Annotated in this window: 17 protein-coding genes; 6 read left to right on the plus strand and 11 right to left on the minus strand. The window is 63.3% G+C overall.

Annotated elements, in window-relative coordinates:
• Window positions 1-30: 30 nt before the first annotated feature.
• The 5 genes from JVX98_RS00280 to JVX98_RS00300 all read right to left on the minus strand — a co-directional run bounded on the left by JVX98_RS00280 (window position 31) and on the right by JVX98_RS00300 (window position 6,453).
• Window positions 31-639 carry a response regulator transcription factor gene (locus JVX98_RS00280; protein ID WP_192449918.1) on the minus strand — a complete coding sequence of 203 codons (609 nt, stop codon included), beginning with the start codon at window positions 637-639 and terminating at the stop codon, window positions 31-33.
• Window positions 636-2,177, minus strand: coding sequence for a sensor histidine kinase (locus JVX98_RS00285; protein WP_205236454.1), 1,542 nt, complete (start codon window positions 2,175-2,177; stop codon window positions 636-638). The genes JVX98_RS00280 and JVX98_RS00285 overlap by 4 nt, the downstream gene beginning before the upstream one ends.
• Window positions 2,178-2,397: 220 nt before the next feature.
• Complete coding sequence (locus JVX98_RS00290; protein WP_205236938.1) at window positions 2,398-3,990, minus strand: MDR family MFS transporter; 1,593 nt, start codon at window positions 3,988-3,990, stop codon at window positions 2,398-2,400.
• Between the two features lie 70 nt (window positions 3,991-4,060).
• On the minus strand, window positions 4,061-5,263 hold the full coding sequence (locus tag JVX98_RS00295) for an HlyD family secretion protein (RefSeq protein WP_205236455.1): 1,203 nt from the start codon (window positions 5,261-5,263) through the stop codon (window positions 4,061-4,063).
• A gap of 293 nt (window positions 5,264-5,556) precedes the next feature.
• Window positions 5,557-6,453, minus strand: a complete 897-nt coding sequence (locus JVX98_RS00300; protein ID WP_205236456.1) for a LysR family transcriptional regulator — start codon at window positions 6,451-6,453, stop codon at window positions 5,557-5,559.
• A 116-nt stretch (window positions 6,454-6,569) separates the two neighbouring features.
• On the opposite strand from JVX98_RS00300, the gene JVX98_RS00305 reads away from it, so the two are divergent.
• Window positions 6,570-7,556: a cyclase family protein gene (locus JVX98_RS00305; RefSeq protein ID WP_205236457.1), complete on the plus strand. Its 987-nt coding sequence runs from the start codon at window positions 6,570-6,572 to the stop codon at window positions 7,554-7,556.
• A gap of 190 nt (window positions 7,557-7,746) precedes the next feature.
• Window positions 7,747-8,358, plus strand: coding sequence for an NUDIX domain-containing protein (locus tag JVX98_RS00310; RefSeq protein WP_205236458.1), 612 nt, complete (start codon window positions 7,747-7,749; stop codon window positions 8,356-8,358).
• A gap of 38 nt (window positions 8,359-8,396) precedes the next feature.
• Here JVX98_RS00310 and JVX98_RS00315 read toward each other — a convergent pair whose 3' ends face one another.
• The 3 genes from JVX98_RS00315 to JVX98_RS00325 are packed head-to-tail and all read right to left on the minus strand — an operon-like array spanning window position 8,397 to window position 10,839.
• Window positions 8,397-9,347: a U32 family peptidase gene (locus JVX98_RS00315; protein WP_205236459.1), complete on the minus strand. Its 951-nt coding sequence runs from the start codon at window positions 9,345-9,347 to the stop codon at window positions 8,397-8,399.
• A gap of 5 nt (window positions 9,348-9,352) precedes the next feature.
• Complete coding sequence (locus JVX98_RS00320) at window positions 9,353-10,330, minus strand: peptidase U32 family protein (RefSeq protein WP_205236460.1); 978 nt, start codon at window positions 10,328-10,330, stop codon at window positions 9,353-9,355.
• Window positions 10,321-10,839, minus strand: coding sequence for an SCP2 domain-containing protein (locus JVX98_RS00325; protein ID WP_205236461.1), 519 nt, complete (start codon window positions 10,837-10,839; stop codon window positions 10,321-10,323). Before JVX98_RS00325 ends, JVX98_RS00320 begins: the two co-directional genes overlap by 10 nt.
• 115 nt (window positions 10,840-10,954) lie before the next feature.
• On the opposite strand from JVX98_RS00325, the gene JVX98_RS00330 reads away from it, so the two are divergent.
• On the plus strand, window positions 10,955-12,466 hold the full coding sequence (locus tag JVX98_RS00330) for a UbiD family decarboxylase (protein WP_205236462.1): 1,512 nt from the start codon (window positions 10,955-10,957) through the stop codon (window positions 12,464-12,466).
• Complete coding sequence (locus JVX98_RS00335; protein ID WP_205236463.1) at window positions 12,463-13,053, plus strand: UbiX family flavin prenyltransferase; 591 nt, start codon at window positions 12,463-12,465, stop codon at window positions 13,051-13,053. The genes JVX98_RS00330 and JVX98_RS00335 overlap by 4 nt, the downstream gene beginning before the upstream one ends.
• 1 nt (window position 13,054) lies before the next feature.
• On the opposite strand, the gene JVX98_RS00340 is transcribed toward JVX98_RS00335, so the two are convergent.
• The 3 genes from JVX98_RS00340 to JVX98_RS00350 all read right to left on the minus strand — a co-directional run bounded on the left by JVX98_RS00340 (window position 13,055) and on the right by JVX98_RS00350 (window position 14,417).
• Window positions 13,055-13,744: an NnrU family protein gene (locus JVX98_RS00340; RefSeq protein WP_205236464.1), complete on the minus strand. Its 690-nt coding sequence runs from the start codon at window positions 13,742-13,744 to the stop codon at window positions 13,055-13,057.
• A gap of 10 nt (window positions 13,745-13,754) precedes the next feature.
• Window positions 13,755-14,129 carry a hemerythrin domain-containing protein gene (locus JVX98_RS00345; RefSeq protein WP_205236465.1) on the minus strand — a complete coding sequence of 125 codons (375 nt, stop codon included), beginning with the start codon at window positions 14,127-14,129 and terminating at the stop codon, window positions 13,755-13,757.
• Between the two features lie 132 nt (window positions 14,130-14,261).
• Window positions 14,262-14,417 (minus strand): hypothetical protein, encoded by a 156-nt coding sequence (locus JVX98_RS00350; RefSeq protein ID WP_192449905.1) that lies wholly within the window; start codon window positions 14,415-14,417, stop codon window positions 14,262-14,264.
• A 183-nt stretch (window positions 14,418-14,600) separates the two neighbouring features.
• On the opposite strand from JVX98_RS00350, the gene JVX98_RS00355 reads away from it, so the two are divergent.
• Both JVX98_RS00355 and JVX98_RS00360 read left to right on the plus strand, forming a co-directional pair.
• On the plus strand, window positions 14,601-15,158 hold the full coding sequence (locus JVX98_RS00355) for a cytochrome c oxidase subunit 3 (RefSeq protein ID WP_205236466.1): 558 nt from the start codon (window positions 14,601-14,603) through the stop codon (window positions 15,156-15,158).
• Window positions 15,159-15,163: 5 nt separating this feature from the next.
• Complete coding sequence (locus JVX98_RS00360) at window positions 15,164-15,442, plus strand: cytochrome C oxidase subunit IV family protein (RefSeq protein WP_192449903.1); 279 nt, start codon at window positions 15,164-15,166, stop codon at window positions 15,440-15,442.
• Window positions 15,443-15,587: the final 145 nt, after the last annotated feature.

Raw genomic sequence — 15,587 nt, forward strand, 5'->3', positions numbered from 1 at the left:
TTCGTAGCTCTTCCGTCACCATCCGTAGTTCTACGGAGTTTGCGTCCCTTCGAGCCAGATGCGGGTCATCTCCGCCTGCGAGGTGCTGCCGAGCTTGGCGCCGATCGCGGCGCGATGGCTTTCCACCGTTCGCGGCGACAGGCCGAGCCCCTCGGCGATCTGGCGGGTGGTGAAGCCTGCCGCAATGCGGTCGAGAACCTCGCGCTCGCGCTGTGTGAGTGCCGCCAAGAGGGCAAGCGTTTCCGCCTTTTCCGCCCGCGCCTGCAGGGTGCGCACCAGCATTTCCTGCCCCTTGTGGATCGCGTCGATCAGGTCCTGCTCGTCGATGGGCTTGGAGAGAAAGTCGATGGCGCCGTTGCGGAAGGCGCGCCGGCAGGCCTCGATATCGCCATGACCGGAAATGACGATCGTCGGCCAGTCGACGCCACTTTCACGGAGCTTTTCCTGCAGTTTCAGTCCGGAGATCGCCGGCATGCGGATGTCGAGGATCAGGCAACCCGGCTCGAGGCGCGACAATTGCCCGAGAAAAGCCTGCGGATCGCCGAAGGGGATGACCTTGATGCCGACCGTTGAGAGCAGCAGGCTTAGCGCGCGGCGGACCGCATCGTCGTCGTCGACGAGATAGACGGGAACGGTCATTGTGTCTCTTCCTGTCGCGCCGGCGCTTTGGGCAGTGTCACCCGGAAGGTTGCACCCTCATCGCCGGCCACCAGCGAGATCTCGCCGCCGGCGCGTTCCACCAGGCGCTGGCTGAGGGCGAGGCCAAGCCCCGTGCCGCCCGCCCGCGTCGTCATGAACGGGGTGAACAGGCGCGGGCGCAGCGCTTCGGGAATGCCCGGACCGTTGTCCACGACATCGAAAACCACCGCGGTGTCTTCCTGCGTCAAGGTCACGACGACACGGGGCGTTTCGCTCGCGTGGCCGTCGAGCGCTTCCATTGCATTGCGCACCAGATTGAAGGCGACCTGCTCGATTTCAACGGGATCACCAGTCACGATTACGGGCGCTTCCGGAAAGCGGAACTCAAGTTGGATCTGCCGCGACCGGGCGTCCTGCTCCATCAGTGCCTCGACATTGCCAAGCGCCCGGCGCAGGTCAAACGTCGTCACCGGCGTCGCGTGCGGCTGCGACCAGTTGCGGAACCGCTCCAGAATGCCCGAGGCCCGGCGCGCCTGGCTGACGGTATCGTCGAGCACGGAGGCAAGGGCTGCGCGGTTTCCCTGGTTGAGCAGGCGGCGCCCGGCCTGCGCCTGGGCGAGGATCGCGGTCAGGGGCTGGGTCAGTTCGTGGGCCATGCCGCTTGCCATCTCTCCAAGCGCGTTGACGCGCGAGGCGTGGCTAAGCCGTGAATCGAGCGCACTCAGACGCGCCTGCTGTTCCGCCATGCGGGTCCTTGCCCGTTGGCGCAAGGCGGCGAGCCCGGCGAGATAGGCCAGCGTGAGGGCAACGAGGGTCAGACCGGTCTGCACCGGCGGAAACATATCGGAGAGGCCGATATCCATGCCGGTTTCGAGTACGAGCGGTTGCGACGCGCTGCTGAGCGGCCTGGAAAAACGGATGGCATCGGGGAGTGCCGCCGGCTGAAGCAGGCTGTGGCCGTCGGGCAGTGAAAGCCGGACGGCGGTGCTAGGCCGGGACCAGAAAGGCCCTCCATCGCCGATCAGCTTGCCGGCATCGATGGCGAGCATCAACCCGTAGCGCGCCTCGTTCGTGTTGGGGCTGCGCTTGATCATCATGTAATGATCGGGGCGCTGCGGATGGGGCAGAAGGGCAATCCGGCCGTCGGAAGCCTTGGCCGCAGCACGAATGCGCTCGGCCGTCGCTGCGTCGAGCGGACCGGTCCCGATGGTCTCTGTTGCCGGATCGAGCGAGACGAGCTGGACTTCGTCGATGCGCGGGTAGAAGCGGGTGATGGTGCGGGCGACATCGAGGAAGAGGTCGTGCCGGCGCCCCTCTGACGCAACCGCTACGGCCGAAAGCGCGGTCAGGTGGGCATCGTGCTGATCGGCGCGCTGGGAGGCCAGGCCATGGAGCACGGTGCTTTCCCGCTCCAGTTCGGCAACCAGCGCCTGCCGCTCGCGGGTGCCAAGGGCTGCCGCCCCGACCAGCAGGATAAGACACCAGAGAGCAACAAGGTAAAGGGGCCGCTCAAGCAACGGACGACTGTTCGGTAGCATCGATCATTCTTGTCATTTGCAGGCTTGCTTGCGCAGCCTGCTCTTTTGTTGTCCGGCTGAGCACGGCATCGGCCGAGAAAATACGACCGCAACAACAGAAAATCCAGCCGCTCGCTTCAGCCCATCTCTCGCGCGACCACAAGCTTCGCCCTGAGGGTCTGCACGGCCTCGCCTTGCCGGTTGATCGTCCGGCTGACGTCCCTCTTTCTGCGCCTTCGACTTAGTGTGCTCCACCTGCACCGGCGCCGCCGAGTTGGATCTTGCAGGTGAAGAGCAATGCGATGGCTGCGAGAACGAGCACGATCCCGATCACCGCGAAAGTATCACTGAACCCTAGGATAAGCGCCTGCCGGCGAACCGTGGCGGCGATCGCGGCGATCGCTTTTTGCTGCGCGACGGCGGCGTCGGTGACGCCGTGCGTCATGAAGTACCGGGTCAGATCGCCGATGCGGTCGCGGACTTCGTCGCGGTAGACGGTCACGGACTGGCCGATGATATTCGAGTGGAACTGCTCACGCTTGGTCAGCACCGTCGCAAGCGTGGCCGTGCCCACGGCGCCGCCGAGATTGCGCAGCATGTTCGACAGGCCAGAGGCGGCGGCCGCGTCGCTTGAAGCGATGCGGGCGGTGGTGATCACCGTGATCGGCGTCAGCACCAGCGCCTGCCCGATGGCGCGCACGATGTTCGGAATGAAGAACTGGTCGCCGGCGCTGTCGAGCGACAGCGTCGTGTTCATGAAACAGCTAGCCGCGAAGATGCTGATGCCGACGAAGCCGATGTAGCGTGCGTCGAAGCGCTTCATCAGCGCCGGTACGAACGGGATGATGAGAAGCTGCGGCAGTCCGGTCCAGGCCAGCACGAGGCCGATCTGCTCGGCATTGTAGTGCTGCACCTGGCCGAGATACTGCGGCAGGATGTAGACCGTGCCGAACAGGGCGACGCCGACAAGAACGTTGACGAGAACACCGACCCCGAAATTACGCTGCTTGAGCAGGCGCAGCTGCACGAGCGGCTTTTCGACCTTGAGTTCGATGACGATGAACGCGATCAGGAACACGGCCGCCGTCAAAGCGAGCTTGACGATGAACGGCGACTGGAACCAGTCGTCCTTGTTGCCTTCCTCCAGAACCGTCTGCAGTGCCGAAAGGCCGATGGCCATGGTAACTATGCCCGCCCAATCGCCTTGCTTGAGCAGGGACAATTGCATCGGCCTCTTCTCGAGGGTGAAATAGAGGGCAATCACCATCACCAGGCTCGGTGGGGTGTTGACGAAGAAGATCGACTGCCAGCCGTAATTTTCGGTGAGGTAGCCGCCGATCGTCGGGCCGATCGCCGGGGCGAAGGTTACCGAGAGCGCAAACAGCGCCAGCCCGAACGGCTGTTGCGCCTTGGGGAGCCGGGTCAGCACCATGGTGAAGGCCATTGGAATGAGCACGCCGCCGGCAAAACCCTGCAATCCGCGCAGCGCGATCATCGAGCCAAGATCATGGGCAAACGCACAGGCTGCGGAAAACAGCGGAAATAGGATCGCGTTCGCCAACATGTAGCGCCGGAACGAGAAGACGCGGCTCAAATAGTCCGTGAGCGGGATCACGACGATTTCGCCGATGAGATACGAGGTCGATATCCAGGCGCCGTTGTCGACGCCGGTCCCGATGCCGCCTTCGATATCGAGCAAGGAGGCGTTGGTGATCTGGATATTGAGGATCGCCATGAAGGCGCCGATCAGGCCGGCGAGTACGGAAATCCAGGCGGTCGTGCTTGCCCTGTCGGGTGACGTCGCTGCGGGTTCCCGCACGCTGGGCGAAACCATGGGCATCGTGGTGGTGGACATTGCATCCTCCTTCCAGCGCTTGAGGCTGGGAACGGCGCCTGAGCGTCCTTCAGTTTAGGCTTGCCGGCACGGCGGCCACCGTCGTTCCCGCGGTCCGGGTGTCGATCGTCGGGTAGACGGACATGCCGGATCGCAGCACCACGTTGAGCGGGCTGTCGCGGTCGAGCACGATCTTGACGGGGATGCGCTGCACCACCTTGGTGAAGTTGCCCGTCGCATTGTCGGGCGGCAGCAGCGCAAATTCCTGGCCGCTTGCAGGCGAGATGCTGTCGACGTGGCCCTCGAAGACCTGGCCCGGAAACGTGTCCACCTCGATCGCCACCGACTGGCCAGGAACGACATCGGCAAGCTGCGTTTCCTTGTAGTTGGCAACGATGTAGGCGGCGTGCGTCGGCACGACCGCCATCAGCTGCGTCCCGGCCTGCACATATTGGCCGACACGCAAGGTGCGGTTGCCGATCACGCCGTCGATCGGCGCTGCGAGCGCGGTGTAGGAAAGATTGAGCTCGGCCTGGTGCTCGGCCGCCTTCGCGCTGTCGAGCGCGGCCTTTGCCTGTGCGACCTCGGCTTTGATCACGTCGAGCTGCTTGACAGCGCTTGCGAGCGCTGCCGTGTCGCGCGTCACCGCGGCCCTTGCGGCGGCAATGCGTGAGGCCGCCTGTTGCGCGTTCTGCACTGTGCCGAACCCTTGCCTTGCGAGTTCCGAGTAGCGCTTGTCGTCCTGTTCAGCGAAAGTTTGGTCGGCCTTGTCGGCCTCGACCGTCGCCTTGGCCGAATCGATCGCGGATTGCTGCGCGACGAGCGCCGACTGCTTGTTTGCGATGTTGGCCTCCGCGGCTTCGACCCCGGCCTTGGCCTGTTCGAGGCTGACCCTGAAGTCGCGGTCGTCGATGCGGGCGAGAACCTGTCCGGCCTTGACCTGCTGGTTGTCGGTGACCAGGACCTCAGCGACATGGCCCGAGACCTTCGGGGCAATCGTCGTGCTGTCGGCCTTCACATAGGCGTCGTCTGTCGCCACTTCGAAGCGACCCGTCGTCCAGTAGGCCCAACCGAAATCGACCCCGCCGGCAACTGCGGCGATGGCGACGGAGGCGAAAAGCAGGTTGCGAAGCCAGCGCTTACGGGTACGCGCGGCGTTTGTGGCTGCCGCGGTCGGGATGGCTGTGAGCGTCCGCTGTGCCTCCCTGCGGGGCACGGCCTCCAGCGTTTCCACGGGCTGGGCATTTTCGATGCTGAAAGACTGCTGGCTCATTTTCCGGTTCCTTTCACCGGTGTGGCGCGTCGAATTGAACGGCTGGCCAAATAAAGAAACTTTATGCTTTCCAAAATATTCGCGCCGCCGATTGCTGTCAAACGAATTTGGAAAGTTTGGATGTTCCATAAGCTGGGCTGTCACCCAGGTAACATGATTATGAGGCGTTCGGGATCGAAGGTGCCCGCCCGTTTTTCAATTGGCCGAACATGAACGCTTCTCTCTCGATGCTGCTATCGGGCGCACATTCCGCGTGAACCACCGAGGTTGCTAGGCAACGACAGGCTGGGCCCCTAAAGCCCGGCCTGTCGCATCTCGCTCGCCAGAAACTCGGTGAAGACCTTCACCTTGGGCAGCAACAGCCGATTGGTGGGATAGACCACGTAGATGCCGCGCTCGGCGAGCCTATGGCCCGGCAGGAGCTGGCAGAGCTTGCCCTCAGCGAGCAAGGGCTTGGCGATGAAGGAGGGCAACACGCCAATGCCGATGCCGGCCTGGATCATTTCGCTGAGCATCAGGCTGTTGTCGGCGACGAAACGCGCGGGCAGGTCGATCATGACCGCGCCGTCGGGCCCTTCCAGCCGCCAGCTGCCGGGTTGGTCGGCCAGGCGATAGGTCAGGCAATGGTGGCTCTTGAGGTCGCCAACGGTTGCAGGCGTGCCGTTGTCCGCGAGATACGACGGGGCGGCACAGATAACTTGGCCGATGTCGCCGAGCCGCCGGGCGATCAGCGACGAATCCGTCAGCGTCGCGCGCACCCGGATGGAAACGTCAAAGCCTTCCGAAACGACGTCGAGCACGTGGTCGTCGAGCGTCATATCCACCTTCAGCTGCGGATGCAGCGCCATGAAGCGCGCAAGCATGGGCGCAAGCACCGTCAGGCCGAAGGACAGCGGCGCATTGAGCCGGAGCCGGCCGTTGATTTCGCCGGCTTCGCCGGACGTGGTGCGCTCCAGATGGTCGAGCTCGTCCAGGAGCCGGCAGCATTCGGAAAAGTAGGCGCGTCCGTTTTCCGAGAGGCTCATCCGCCGGGTCGTGCGCACGATGAGCACAGCCCCCAGGCGCTCTTCCAGTTGCCGGACCTGCTTGCTGATCGAGGCGTTCGACTGTCCGAGTTCTTCGGCCGCCTTGTTGAAGCTCTGAAGCTCTATGACGCGTCGGAACGAACGCATGGCAGCCAACAGGTCCATTTTTTCTCCAGAGTGAAATATGTTTTCCATCCATCGCTGATTATTCGCTCCAGCGCCAGCAATAAGGTGAACCCAGCTTCCTGATGTCGCGGGAAGACCAGAAGAAGGAGTTCATCATGTTCAACACCACAGCCCTGGAGCGTGTATTGGTCGCGTCTCTCGTCGCCGGCCTCTTTGGCGGCACGGCCTTCGCGCAGGAGGTCGGCAAGAGCCCGTGGGGGCCGAAGGACGAGATCGGTCGGCTCAACCTGATTACCCCGGAATCCCGCGCTGCCATTCTGTCGCGGATCGAAGGGAGCAAGTCCTACGACCTCGCGGTCGAGTATTTCATCGGCATGCCCAGCTGGGAGGCAGCTGGCGACCCGCCCTATCAGATGTGGATGACGCACACGCCGAATGGCACCCTGGTCTCCGATCCGATGAAGGTCGGCAAGGAGATGAACACGCATGTCAGCTACAGCGGCTCGGCGGTTTCGATGTATGCGCATATGGGCACGCACATCGACGCGCTCAATCACTTCGGCCTGAACGGCAAGATCTGGAATGGCTATGCCGCCGCCGACCACCTCGGGGACCAGGGCTGGACCGTCACCGGCGCCGAAAAACTGCCGCCGATCGTCGCGCGCGGCGTGATGATCGACGTTGCGGCCGCCAAGGGCATGCAGATGCTGCCCGACAACTACCGGATCACCCGCAAGGATCTCGAAGAAGCGCTGAAAAGTCAGGGCGTAACGCTGGCGGAGGGCGATGTCGCCTTGATCCGCACGGGGCGGATGCAGAACTACGAAAACAAGTCCGCCTATATGAGCAACCCTCCGGGACTCGGCATCGACGCGGCAAAGTTCCTCGTCGAGGAAGGCGGCGCGATGGTGGTGGGTGCCGACAACTTGAGCTTCGAATCCTTCCCGGCCGAAACCGAAAACAACTACATTCCCGTTCACACCTACCTGCTTGCGCAGCAAGGCGCCCCGATCATCGAGCTCATCAATCTCGAACAGCTGTCCAAGGACCGGGTCTACGAGTTCGCCTTTGTCGGCGCCTCGCTGAAGTTCCGCGGCGCGGATGCAGCCCCGATCCGGCCGGTCGCCTTCCCGTTGCGATAGGCGGATGCCGTCAGATCATAATCGGTTGACTCGAGTGCCGCGGGATTGGTCCCGCGGCACTCGCCGGTCCCGAAACAAGCGCCGCCGAAGTACCTGTCGCACGGCGATGTCGATGCATGATAAATCTTGACATTGCACGAAAATGCACGAAATTGCCCGACCGAACGATAGCCTTGTCATGGAGGGCAGGATGAGCATTGCGCACCGGGTTCAAGTGGAAGACGTCACCATTCTCTCGGATGACTGGTACGTCCTGAAGAAGACCACTTTTTCCTTTCTGCGTGGCGACGGGAGCTGGCAGCGGCAGTCACGCGAGACCTACGATCGCGGCAACGGCGCGACGATCCTGCTCTACGATCCGGTCCGCCGCACCGTGATCCTGACCCGGCAGTTTCGCTATCCGGCCTTCGTCAACGGCCACGACGATCTGCTCGTCGAGGCGCCGGCGGGACTGCTCGACAATGCCGAACCGGAAGCGCGCATCCGCGCGGAAACGGAGGAGGAGACGGGCTTTCGCGTGCGCGACGTACGACAGGTTTTCGACGCCTTCATGAGCCCCGGATCGGTGACTGAGCGCCTGCATTTCTTCGTCGGCGAGTATCAGCCCGGCGACCGCACGTCGCAAGGTGGCGGCAATGAAGACGAAGGAGAGGATATCGCCGTCCTCGAACTTGTGATCGACGAAGCACTCGCGATGATCAGTTCCGGCACCATTCGCGACGGCAAGACGATCATGCTGTTGCAATATGCCGCCTTGAACCTGTTCCCCAGCTCAACACCGATTGGTGCAATGGCAGACTGAAGCGAGGGCAATCGCCAGAGCCGGCGATCCGAACACTGCTAGGTGACCGACGAGCGTGCTGCAGCTCCAGCGTCTACGGAGATCCAGGCCGCTCCCGTGTGACCGTGGTGGAAACCATTCGAAAACGGTCTGTTCGGATAGACGTCGGCAAGATCCGCCTGTGCTTCACATGCTGAGCGCCGCCCGGAGATGGCATCGGCGAAGATGTGTGCCACGGCTGCCATGTCGCAGTCCTGCGGCGACAGCCGAATGCGGGAAACGCCAGCGGCCAAGAACTCCGGCAGTTCCTGCAACAGCGCCTGGCAGGTATGCGACATGGTCTGTACGCCGTTCAGCGCCAGGAAGGGCTGGCTGTCGAGGGTCTCGACGGTCAGGCCATCCGGGTCTTCGCCGCAGATGAACTGGCAATTGTCCTTGATTAGCCCCTTGGAGCGGGCATGGGCGCAGCGCGCCGAGATCGCCAGCGGCACGCGACCGAAGGCGAAGACCTCGAAATCCACTCCGGGGTTTTCGCCAATGATCCCGTGCACCGACGTCATCGGCAGTTCCGGCGGCAGACAGATGCTCGTCGCGCCCCTCGAAGCCAGGAGCCGGGCGGTCGCGCCGTTATAGACGTTGACCAGCGGCCCGATCGAATGCGGCCTGCCGGCAAGCAGATGCAGCGCGGATAGGTCATTGACCTCGATCGGATGGGTGCTGTCACGCACCAGCCCGCGCATCAACTGGCTTTCGCGTTCGAGCGTCACCAGCGCGAGCGAGGTGAGGCTCACCTGCTTGCCGGCAACTTCCAGCCGTTCGATGACCTCGCCGACAAAGGGCTCGATGAAATGCAGCCGCTTCGAGCAGACGGCCTCGCCGATCGTCACATGGGCGATCGGCGCTTCGTCGGCGATGCGGAAGTAGAAGTCGCGCCATTTGGGGCCGTCCCAGAGATAGTAGACCGGGCCGAGGCTCAAGACGGGTTTGGATGCACTCGTCGATTTTGTCATGGCCGCTATCTCCACCGCTTTTCATAGGCGCCCGTCGTTGTCTTCTGGCCTTCGCTGAGCGCCTTCAGCCGCGACACCAAGGCAGGTCGCTCGTCGGGGCCGGCGGTCAGTGCCCGCCGCATGACCGAGACCACCTCGGCGACATAGGCCTTGCCGCGCTGCCGACCCTCGATCTTCAGCGCGCTGACGCCGGCGCTACGCAGCGCATCGATATGGTCCATGACGTCGAGCGAAACCGGATCTTCGAAGGCATAGCCGCGCTCCTCGGCGATGTCGAAACGGCCCTTGCAGAGCGTCGGATAGCCGGCCGCTTCGCCCGCCGGGAAGCGGTTGATGGTGTAATCGCCGAGTTCGGACACCAGCTCGCGTCCGTCCTGGCGATAGCGCACATGGCTCGCGGGCGAACAGACACCGTTCATGTTGGACGACTTGCCGGTGGCGTAGGAAGAGAGCGAACAGCGCCCCTCGGCCATGACGCAGAGGCCGCCGAAGGCAAAGACCTCGATCTCGCAATCGATCTGCTTGGCAAGGCGGGCAATGTCGGCGATCGTCAGCGTGCGTGGCAGCACAACGCGTTTCGCGGCGAAGGCCTCGACGAGGAAGCGCACGGCATCGGCATTCGAGGCCGAGGCCTGGACGGAAACATGCAGCCGCTGCTGCGGATGGCGTTCGACCGCGTAGGCCATCAGGCCGAAATCGGCGAGGATGACGGCATCGGCGCCAAGTGCTGCGGCGTCATCCACCGCCTGATGCCAGAGTGTCTCCTGGCCGGCTCGCATGAACGTGTTGATCGCGACGAAGGTCATCACCCTGCGCTGTTTGGCATAGGCGATGGCCGTCCTAAGTTCGTCGCGTGAGAAGTTCAGGCCCGGGAAATTGCGGGCATTCGTCTCGTCGCGAAAGCCGCAATAGACCGCGTCGGCGCCGGCATCGACGGCTTCGCGGAAGGCGGCGGGCGTGCCGGCGGGGCAGATCAGTTCCATTGAGGAGCCTCCTCCTTGAGAACGCGGCCAAGCGCCCGCGCGCGGATCTGTTCTGCCGCACGGCGCACGAGCGGCGCCAGCGGCCCGGCCATGTCGGCGAGATCGCTTGGAAGGTCGATCTCGCAGTCGTCGAGGGCGTTGCGCAGCGCCAGCATCGCCTCCATGTCGCCGCTGACGGCAAGATCGCGCGAGAAGAAGACGGCGTCGCCGTCGATGCGCCCCTCGAGCAGCGTCAGAAGCAGCGCGAGTTCGCCTTCCATACAGGCATCGGAAACCGGCGCGCGCTCCTTGCGATGCACGGTGATGCGCGGCACGGCCGGTTCGACAAGGAAGCCGATCGGCAGGTCCGACGGCAGGAAGGCGTAGCGCTTGGCTGCATGATCCGCGAGACGGTCGAAGAGGCCCGGATGGCTCGCGATCACGCGGGCAAAGACGCGCTGCACCACGCTTTCGATGGCGATGATGGCAACGAAGCTAAGGGGGGCTGTGATCGCGAGCGGAAGTGTCATTTGCTACCTGTGGAGCGTCGGAATCGAACGATGCGGCGCATGCTAGTCGCCTGCTGCCGGTCGTTGTTTGCGCCACGTCAAAGACAAGCGCCATTCGCCGCCACAAACAGGCGAAATGAACAGGACCTTTCGCCCGTCCAAGGGCTTTGCAACGCTTCAGGATTTTGTCGAAACGCTTGAGCGCGAAGGCGATCTGAAACGGATTTCGCGGCCGGTTTCGCTGGTGCACGAGGTGACCGAAATCCACCGCCGCGCGCTTGCCGCCGACGGGCCGGCGCTTCTCTTCGAGCGGCCGGTCGATGCGACGGGCGCCGCACAGCCGATCCGGCTTCTGACCAATCTCTTCGGGTCGGAGCGCCGGATCGAGCGTGGTTTCGGCCTGATGCCGGGTGGGCTCGATGGCCTTGCCTCAGATCTTGCAGAACTGCGCGATCCGCGAGCGCCGCAGTCGCTGCGTGACGCCTGGGATCGCCTCCCGCTGCTCCGATCGGCGATGTATATGCGGCCGCGAAAGGTAACGCGTGCACTCTGTCAGGAGGTCGTCTGGCGCGATCACGAAATCGACCTCGCGCGCCTGCCGGTTCAATGGTGCTGGCCGGGTGAGCCGGCGCCGTTGATTACCTGGCCGCTGGTGATCACGCGCGCGCCGGATGATCCCCTCGATGTCAATGTCGGGATCTATCGCATGCAGGTGCTGGGGCCCGATCGTGCCATCGTGCGCTGGCTCGCCCACCGCGGCGGCGCCCGTCACCATCGCCTGTGGCAACGCCTGGGGCAGGACATGCCGATCGCGGTCGTCGTCGGAGCCGACCCGGCGACGATTCTTTCTGCGGTCATGCCGCTGCCCGATGGCTTGAGCGAATTGAATTTCGCAGGGCTGCTTCGGCGCGGCAGGACGCAACTCGTCAACGCGAAGACCGTGCCGCTTTCGGTGCCGGCCAATGCGGAGATCGTGCTGGAGGGCACGGTCTCAGCGAGCGAGACCGCGGAGGAGGGCCCCTATGGCGACCATACCGGCTATTACAATTCGGTGGAGCCGTTCCCCGTCATGCGTCTGTCGGCGATCACCATGCGTCGGAATCCGCTCTATCTTTCCACCTACACCGGCCGACCGCCGGACGAGCCTTCGCGGCTTGGAGAGGCGATGAACAGGCTGTTTGTGCCACTGGTTCGCAAGCAGTTTCCGGAGATATCCGATCTCTTTCTGCCGCCTGAAGCCTGCTCCTACAGAGCCATGGTCGTTTCGATCGACAAGCGCTATCCCGGGCAGGCCAAGCGCGTGATGATGGGGCTTTGGTCTGTCCTGCCGCAGTTCAGCTACACCAAGCTGATCATCGCCGTCGATCCGGATATCGACGTGCGCAACTGGTCCGACGTGATGTGGGCGCTTGCGACCCGCTTTGATGCCAGCCGCGACATGACCGTGATCGAGGGCACGCCGATCGACTATCTCGACTTCGCGTCGCCGCGATCCGGCCTCGGCGGCAAGCTCGGGCTCGACGCCACCAACAAAATTGGCACCGAGACCGACCGCGAATGGGGGCGTGTTCTGGCGATGTCACCCGAGGTCATTGGCCAGGTCGATGCGATGTGGGCCGGTCTCGGACTTGGAGGGCTGACCCGATGAACCGGTTGAAGATCGTCCTCGGCGTCACCGGCGCTTCGGGCGCGACGATTGCCGTTCGCATCGCCGAGCGGCTCAGCGAAATCGAAGGCGTCGAGCTGCATCTGGTCCTGTCGCCGGCGGCGCATCGCACGCTCGCACACGAGGTCGGCGCAGACGCTCTTCCATCCCTGCTGCGTCTGGCCGCGCGGACCTATGACCACGGCAATATCGGCGCGACGATTGCGAGCGGGTCGTTTTCGACGGCCGGCATGATCGTCGCGCCGTGCTCCATGCGCACACTTGCGGCGATCTCTGCCGGCATGGCCGATAACCTCGTGGTACGGGCAGCCGACGTGCATCTGAAGGAGCGGCGCAGGCTGGTGCTGATGGCACGCGAGACACCGCTGCATCTCGGTCACCTGCGCAATATGTGCGCCGTCACGGAAATGGGGGCGATCATCATGCCGCCGGTGCCGGCCTTCTATCATCGGCCTGAGAGCGTCGCGGCCATCGTCGACCATCTGGCGGCCCGAGCGATCGACCTGCTGGCACTGCCGATCACCCCGCAGGCTATGGCCTGGCAGGGTGAGGACCAAAAATCATCGTGATCTAGGAGAGGGTGGCCTGAAGCAGCGGATCGGCGCTGAACAGGACCTCGTGACCGCCAAGCAGCAGCCACACGGCAATCGCGACGGTGGCAAAGGCGGCGATGATCATCACAGGATCGGCCCGCAAACGGCTTTCTCCCCGGATGATCGCTGCAAAGGGCCACACTGACGTGCCCTTCGAGGCGGCTTGCCAGCTCTCGCCCAAACGTCGGCGGGCACGCTTTTCAAGCATGAAGAAACCACCGACGGAAAACAACGCGAAACCGCCGAAAAGCACCAATGCGCGCAGGTCGCCGTTGGGCACGATGTGACCGGCGGCCCAGAGCAGGAAGCCCCAAAGCACCGGGTGGCGGGTGATAGCAACGATGGCGCCCGGCCGTTCGTTTCCCTGATAGATGGAGATCGACAGTGCATTCTCGCTGAAGAGGCCGGCCAGCACGAGAAAGATACCAAGCGGCGCCAGGACGAAGGTCACCCAGGCCTGCCAGGCCGCCGGCTCCCAGAGCGGGATGAAATCGAGCTGAAGGGCCGCGTGAAAGACGAAGACGAGAGCAAGCACCGACAGAAGCGAATAGACCGCGAAATAGGTCGAGCGACCGAGCCGGTCGATCAGGCCCTGGCGTAACGCCGGCCAGGCCGGCACCAGATGGAGAAGCAGGAAGACGGCGAAGGCGAGGAGAAAATAGGTCATATCGGTTGTCTCACGCATGGCGCCAGAGAAGCAGGCGTTCCGTTGCGATATGGCGGCGAACAGTTTCGAAGAAGCCCCGTAGCATGTAGCCGATCGCATCCCAGCTGAGCGATGGCCTGTTGTCGAGAACCGCCTTCAGCACACGTACCAGCTCGACGGCTGCCCGATCGTCCTGGTCATGCTCGGCGCGCAGCCGTGCGATCAAGGCGTAACGACCGTCGTCTGACCGCTGAATTTCGACTGCTGGAAACAGGATCATTTCCTCCAGCGCGTGGACGCGCCTGAGCTTTTCCGGCAGCTCCGTCAGGATCACGCGGCAGCTCGTCAGGTCGATGCGGCGCGGGATGGAATCGGCCAGCGTCTCGAGGCGATCACACAGGGACAAAAGTTCGCGATAAGCCTGCCCCAGCTCGTGATGTTCTGAAAATTGCTGCTGGATCGATCTGCTCCGTTGAGTGTTGGTTCGAACTACACCCGACGGCAATGATCCTCTTTGACATTTCTCAAAGTCTGCGGATCAGCGATCGAGAAAGAGAACGATGGCGATCGCAACGGAGGAGAGGATCGCCGACAGCGTGGCGCCGCGCTGAAGCACGCCCATGCGATGGAGCACGAGGGCGAAGACGATGATGATGGGGGTAGCGACGGAAAGGCCGATCTGTGCGTCTGTCATCGGAAGGCTCCTTTGTTGTCAGCCAATAGCCCCGCCCCTTGGCCGCTTCTTTGCTCAATCGCAAAGACAGGATGCGCCCTCGCGCCTAGCTCGAACGATGTTTGGGAGCGGGAAGAGGAAAAGTGTGCGCGGTTTTCCGCCCGCATCCCGCTCTAACCCAATAGACCTTACGGAGGCGCTGACATGGATGCCCGCAGTCATCCGATTGCCGCAACGGTGGAAGAGGACACGACGGACGCCTTGCTGCTCTGGGTGCTCGTCTGGAGTGAACTTGCCGCGTTCGGTATTCTGCTTGTCGGCTTCCTGATTGTGGGTCTTCTCCAGCCGGACGCGTTTGCCGCCGCCCGCTCGCATCTCGATCCGCTGCTTGCCGGTATCAACACGCTTGTTCTTTTGACAAGCGGCTGGCAGGCGGCCTTGGCGGCGAGGCCGAGGGCATCGCTTAAGCAGCGCAGGCGGGCGCTGGTGAATGCAGCACTTTTCGGCTTCGCCTTCGCGGCGATCAAGCTCTTCGAGTATAGCGCCGAGGCTGTCGTTGCCGGCGATCCTCAGTTCGGCTCCTTCTTCGAGCTCTATTTTCTCGTCACCGGCTTCCATCTGCTGCACGTCGTCTTCGGTGCCTTCGTGCTCATCATCGTTGCCTGGCGACCGAAACCCGGCAATGTCGCGTTGATCACCACGCTCTGGCACGTCATCGATCTGGTCTGGATCGTGATGTTCCCGCTCGTCTATCTCGTGTGAGTGCCATGACCGATCGCAATCCCAGACAATTGTTCAACACTTGGCTTCTGCTTGCCGGAGCCGTGTTTTCGGGCATGGCGCTGATGGTGGTCGCCGGGCCGGCCACCCTCGTCATCGCCGTGTTGCTCGGGCTCGCCGTCGTCAAAAGCCGGTTCGTCGCGCTCGATTTCATGGGGCTCCGGCAGGCGCCGTCGGCCCTTCGTCTCGGCCTTTTGATCTGGCCCGCAGCGCTCGTCCTTGCCGCTGCAGCGAAGCTGGTCCTGAGCACTGCTCTCTTCAGCTGAGACGACCCGTGGACTTGTTTGCCGAAACGCAAAGAAGCCGCCGCCGATTTCCCTAGACATGGGTTTGCCCCGATTGTTGCCAGCGCAGGAAATGCTGCGCCGCACGGGGAGGGGATCAGATCAGCCGGCCGCACTCTCAGCGGCC

The sequence above is a fragment of the Ensifer sp. PDNC004 genome (genome assembly GCF_016919405.1).
Taxonomy (GTDB): Bacteria; Pseudomonadota; Alphaproteobacteria; order Rhizobiales; family Rhizobiaceae; genus Ensifer.

What these genes read in the sequence shown, in the direction of transcription:
- JVX98_RS00295 (WP_205236455.1), bottom strand. Translation starts at nt 5,263, where the DNA reads ATGAGCCAGCAGTCTTTCAGCATCGAAAATGCCCAGCCCGTGGAAACG.
- JVX98_RS00350 (WP_192449905.1), bottom strand. Translation starts at nt 14,417, where the DNA reads ATGACAGACGCACAGATCGGCCTTTCCGTCGCTACCCCCATCATCATC.
- JVX98_RS00325 (WP_205236461.1), bottom strand. Translation starts at nt 10,839, where the DNA reads ATGACACTTCCGCTCGCGATCACAGCCCCCCTTAGCTTCGTTGCCATC.
- JVX98_RS00335 (WP_205236463.1), top strand. Translation starts at nt 12,463, where the DNA reads ATGAACCGGTTGAAGATCGTCCTCGGCGTCACCGGCGCTTCGGGCGCG.
- JVX98_RS00355 (WP_205236466.1), top strand. Translation starts at nt 14,601, where the DNA reads ATGGATGCCCGCAGTCATCCGATTGCCGCAACGGTGGAAGAGGACACG.
- JVX98_RS00320 (WP_205236460.1), bottom strand. Translation starts at nt 10,330, where the DNA reads ATGGAACTGATCTGCCCCGCCGGCACGCCCGCCGCCTTCCGCGAAGCC.
- JVX98_RS00280 (WP_192449918.1), bottom strand. Translation starts at nt 639, where the DNA reads ATGACCGTTCCCGTCTATCTCGTCGACGACGACGATGCGGTCCGCCGC.
- JVX98_RS00305 (WP_205236457.1), top strand. Translation starts at nt 6,570, where the DNA reads ATGTTCAACACCACAGCCCTGGAGCGTGTATTGGTCGCGTCTCTCGTC.
- JVX98_RS00300 (WP_205236456.1), bottom strand. Translation starts at nt 6,453, where the DNA reads ATGGACCTGTTGGCTGCCATGCGTTCGTTCCGACGCGTCATAGAGCTT.
- JVX98_RS00310 (WP_205236458.1), top strand. Translation starts at nt 7,747, where the DNA reads ATGAGCATTGCGCACCGGGTTCAAGTGGAAGACGTCACCATTCTCTCG.
- JVX98_RS00330 (WP_205236462.1), top strand. Translation starts at nt 10,955, where the DNA reads ATGAACAGGACCTTTCGCCCGTCCAAGGGCTTTGCAACGCTTCAGGAT.
- JVX98_RS00315 (WP_205236459.1), bottom strand. Translation starts at nt 9,347, where the DNA reads ATGACAAAATCGACGAGTGCATCCAAACCCGTCTTGAGCCTCGGCCCG.
- JVX98_RS00290 (WP_205236938.1), bottom strand. Translation starts at nt 3,990, where the DNA reads ATGGTTTCGCCCAGCGTGCGGGAACCCGCAGCGACGTCACCCGACAGG.
- JVX98_RS00285 (WP_205236454.1), bottom strand. Translation starts at nt 2,177, where the DNA reads ATGCTACCGAACAGTCGTCCGTTGCTTGAGCGGCCCCTTTACCTTGTT.
- JVX98_RS00360 (WP_192449903.1), top strand. Translation starts at nt 15,164, where the DNA reads ATGACCGATCGCAATCCCAGACAATTGTTCAACACTTGGCTTCTGCTT.
- JVX98_RS00340 (WP_205236464.1), bottom strand. Translation starts at nt 13,744, where the DNA reads ATGACCTATTTTCTCCTCGCCTTCGCCGTCTTCCTGCTTCTCCATCTG.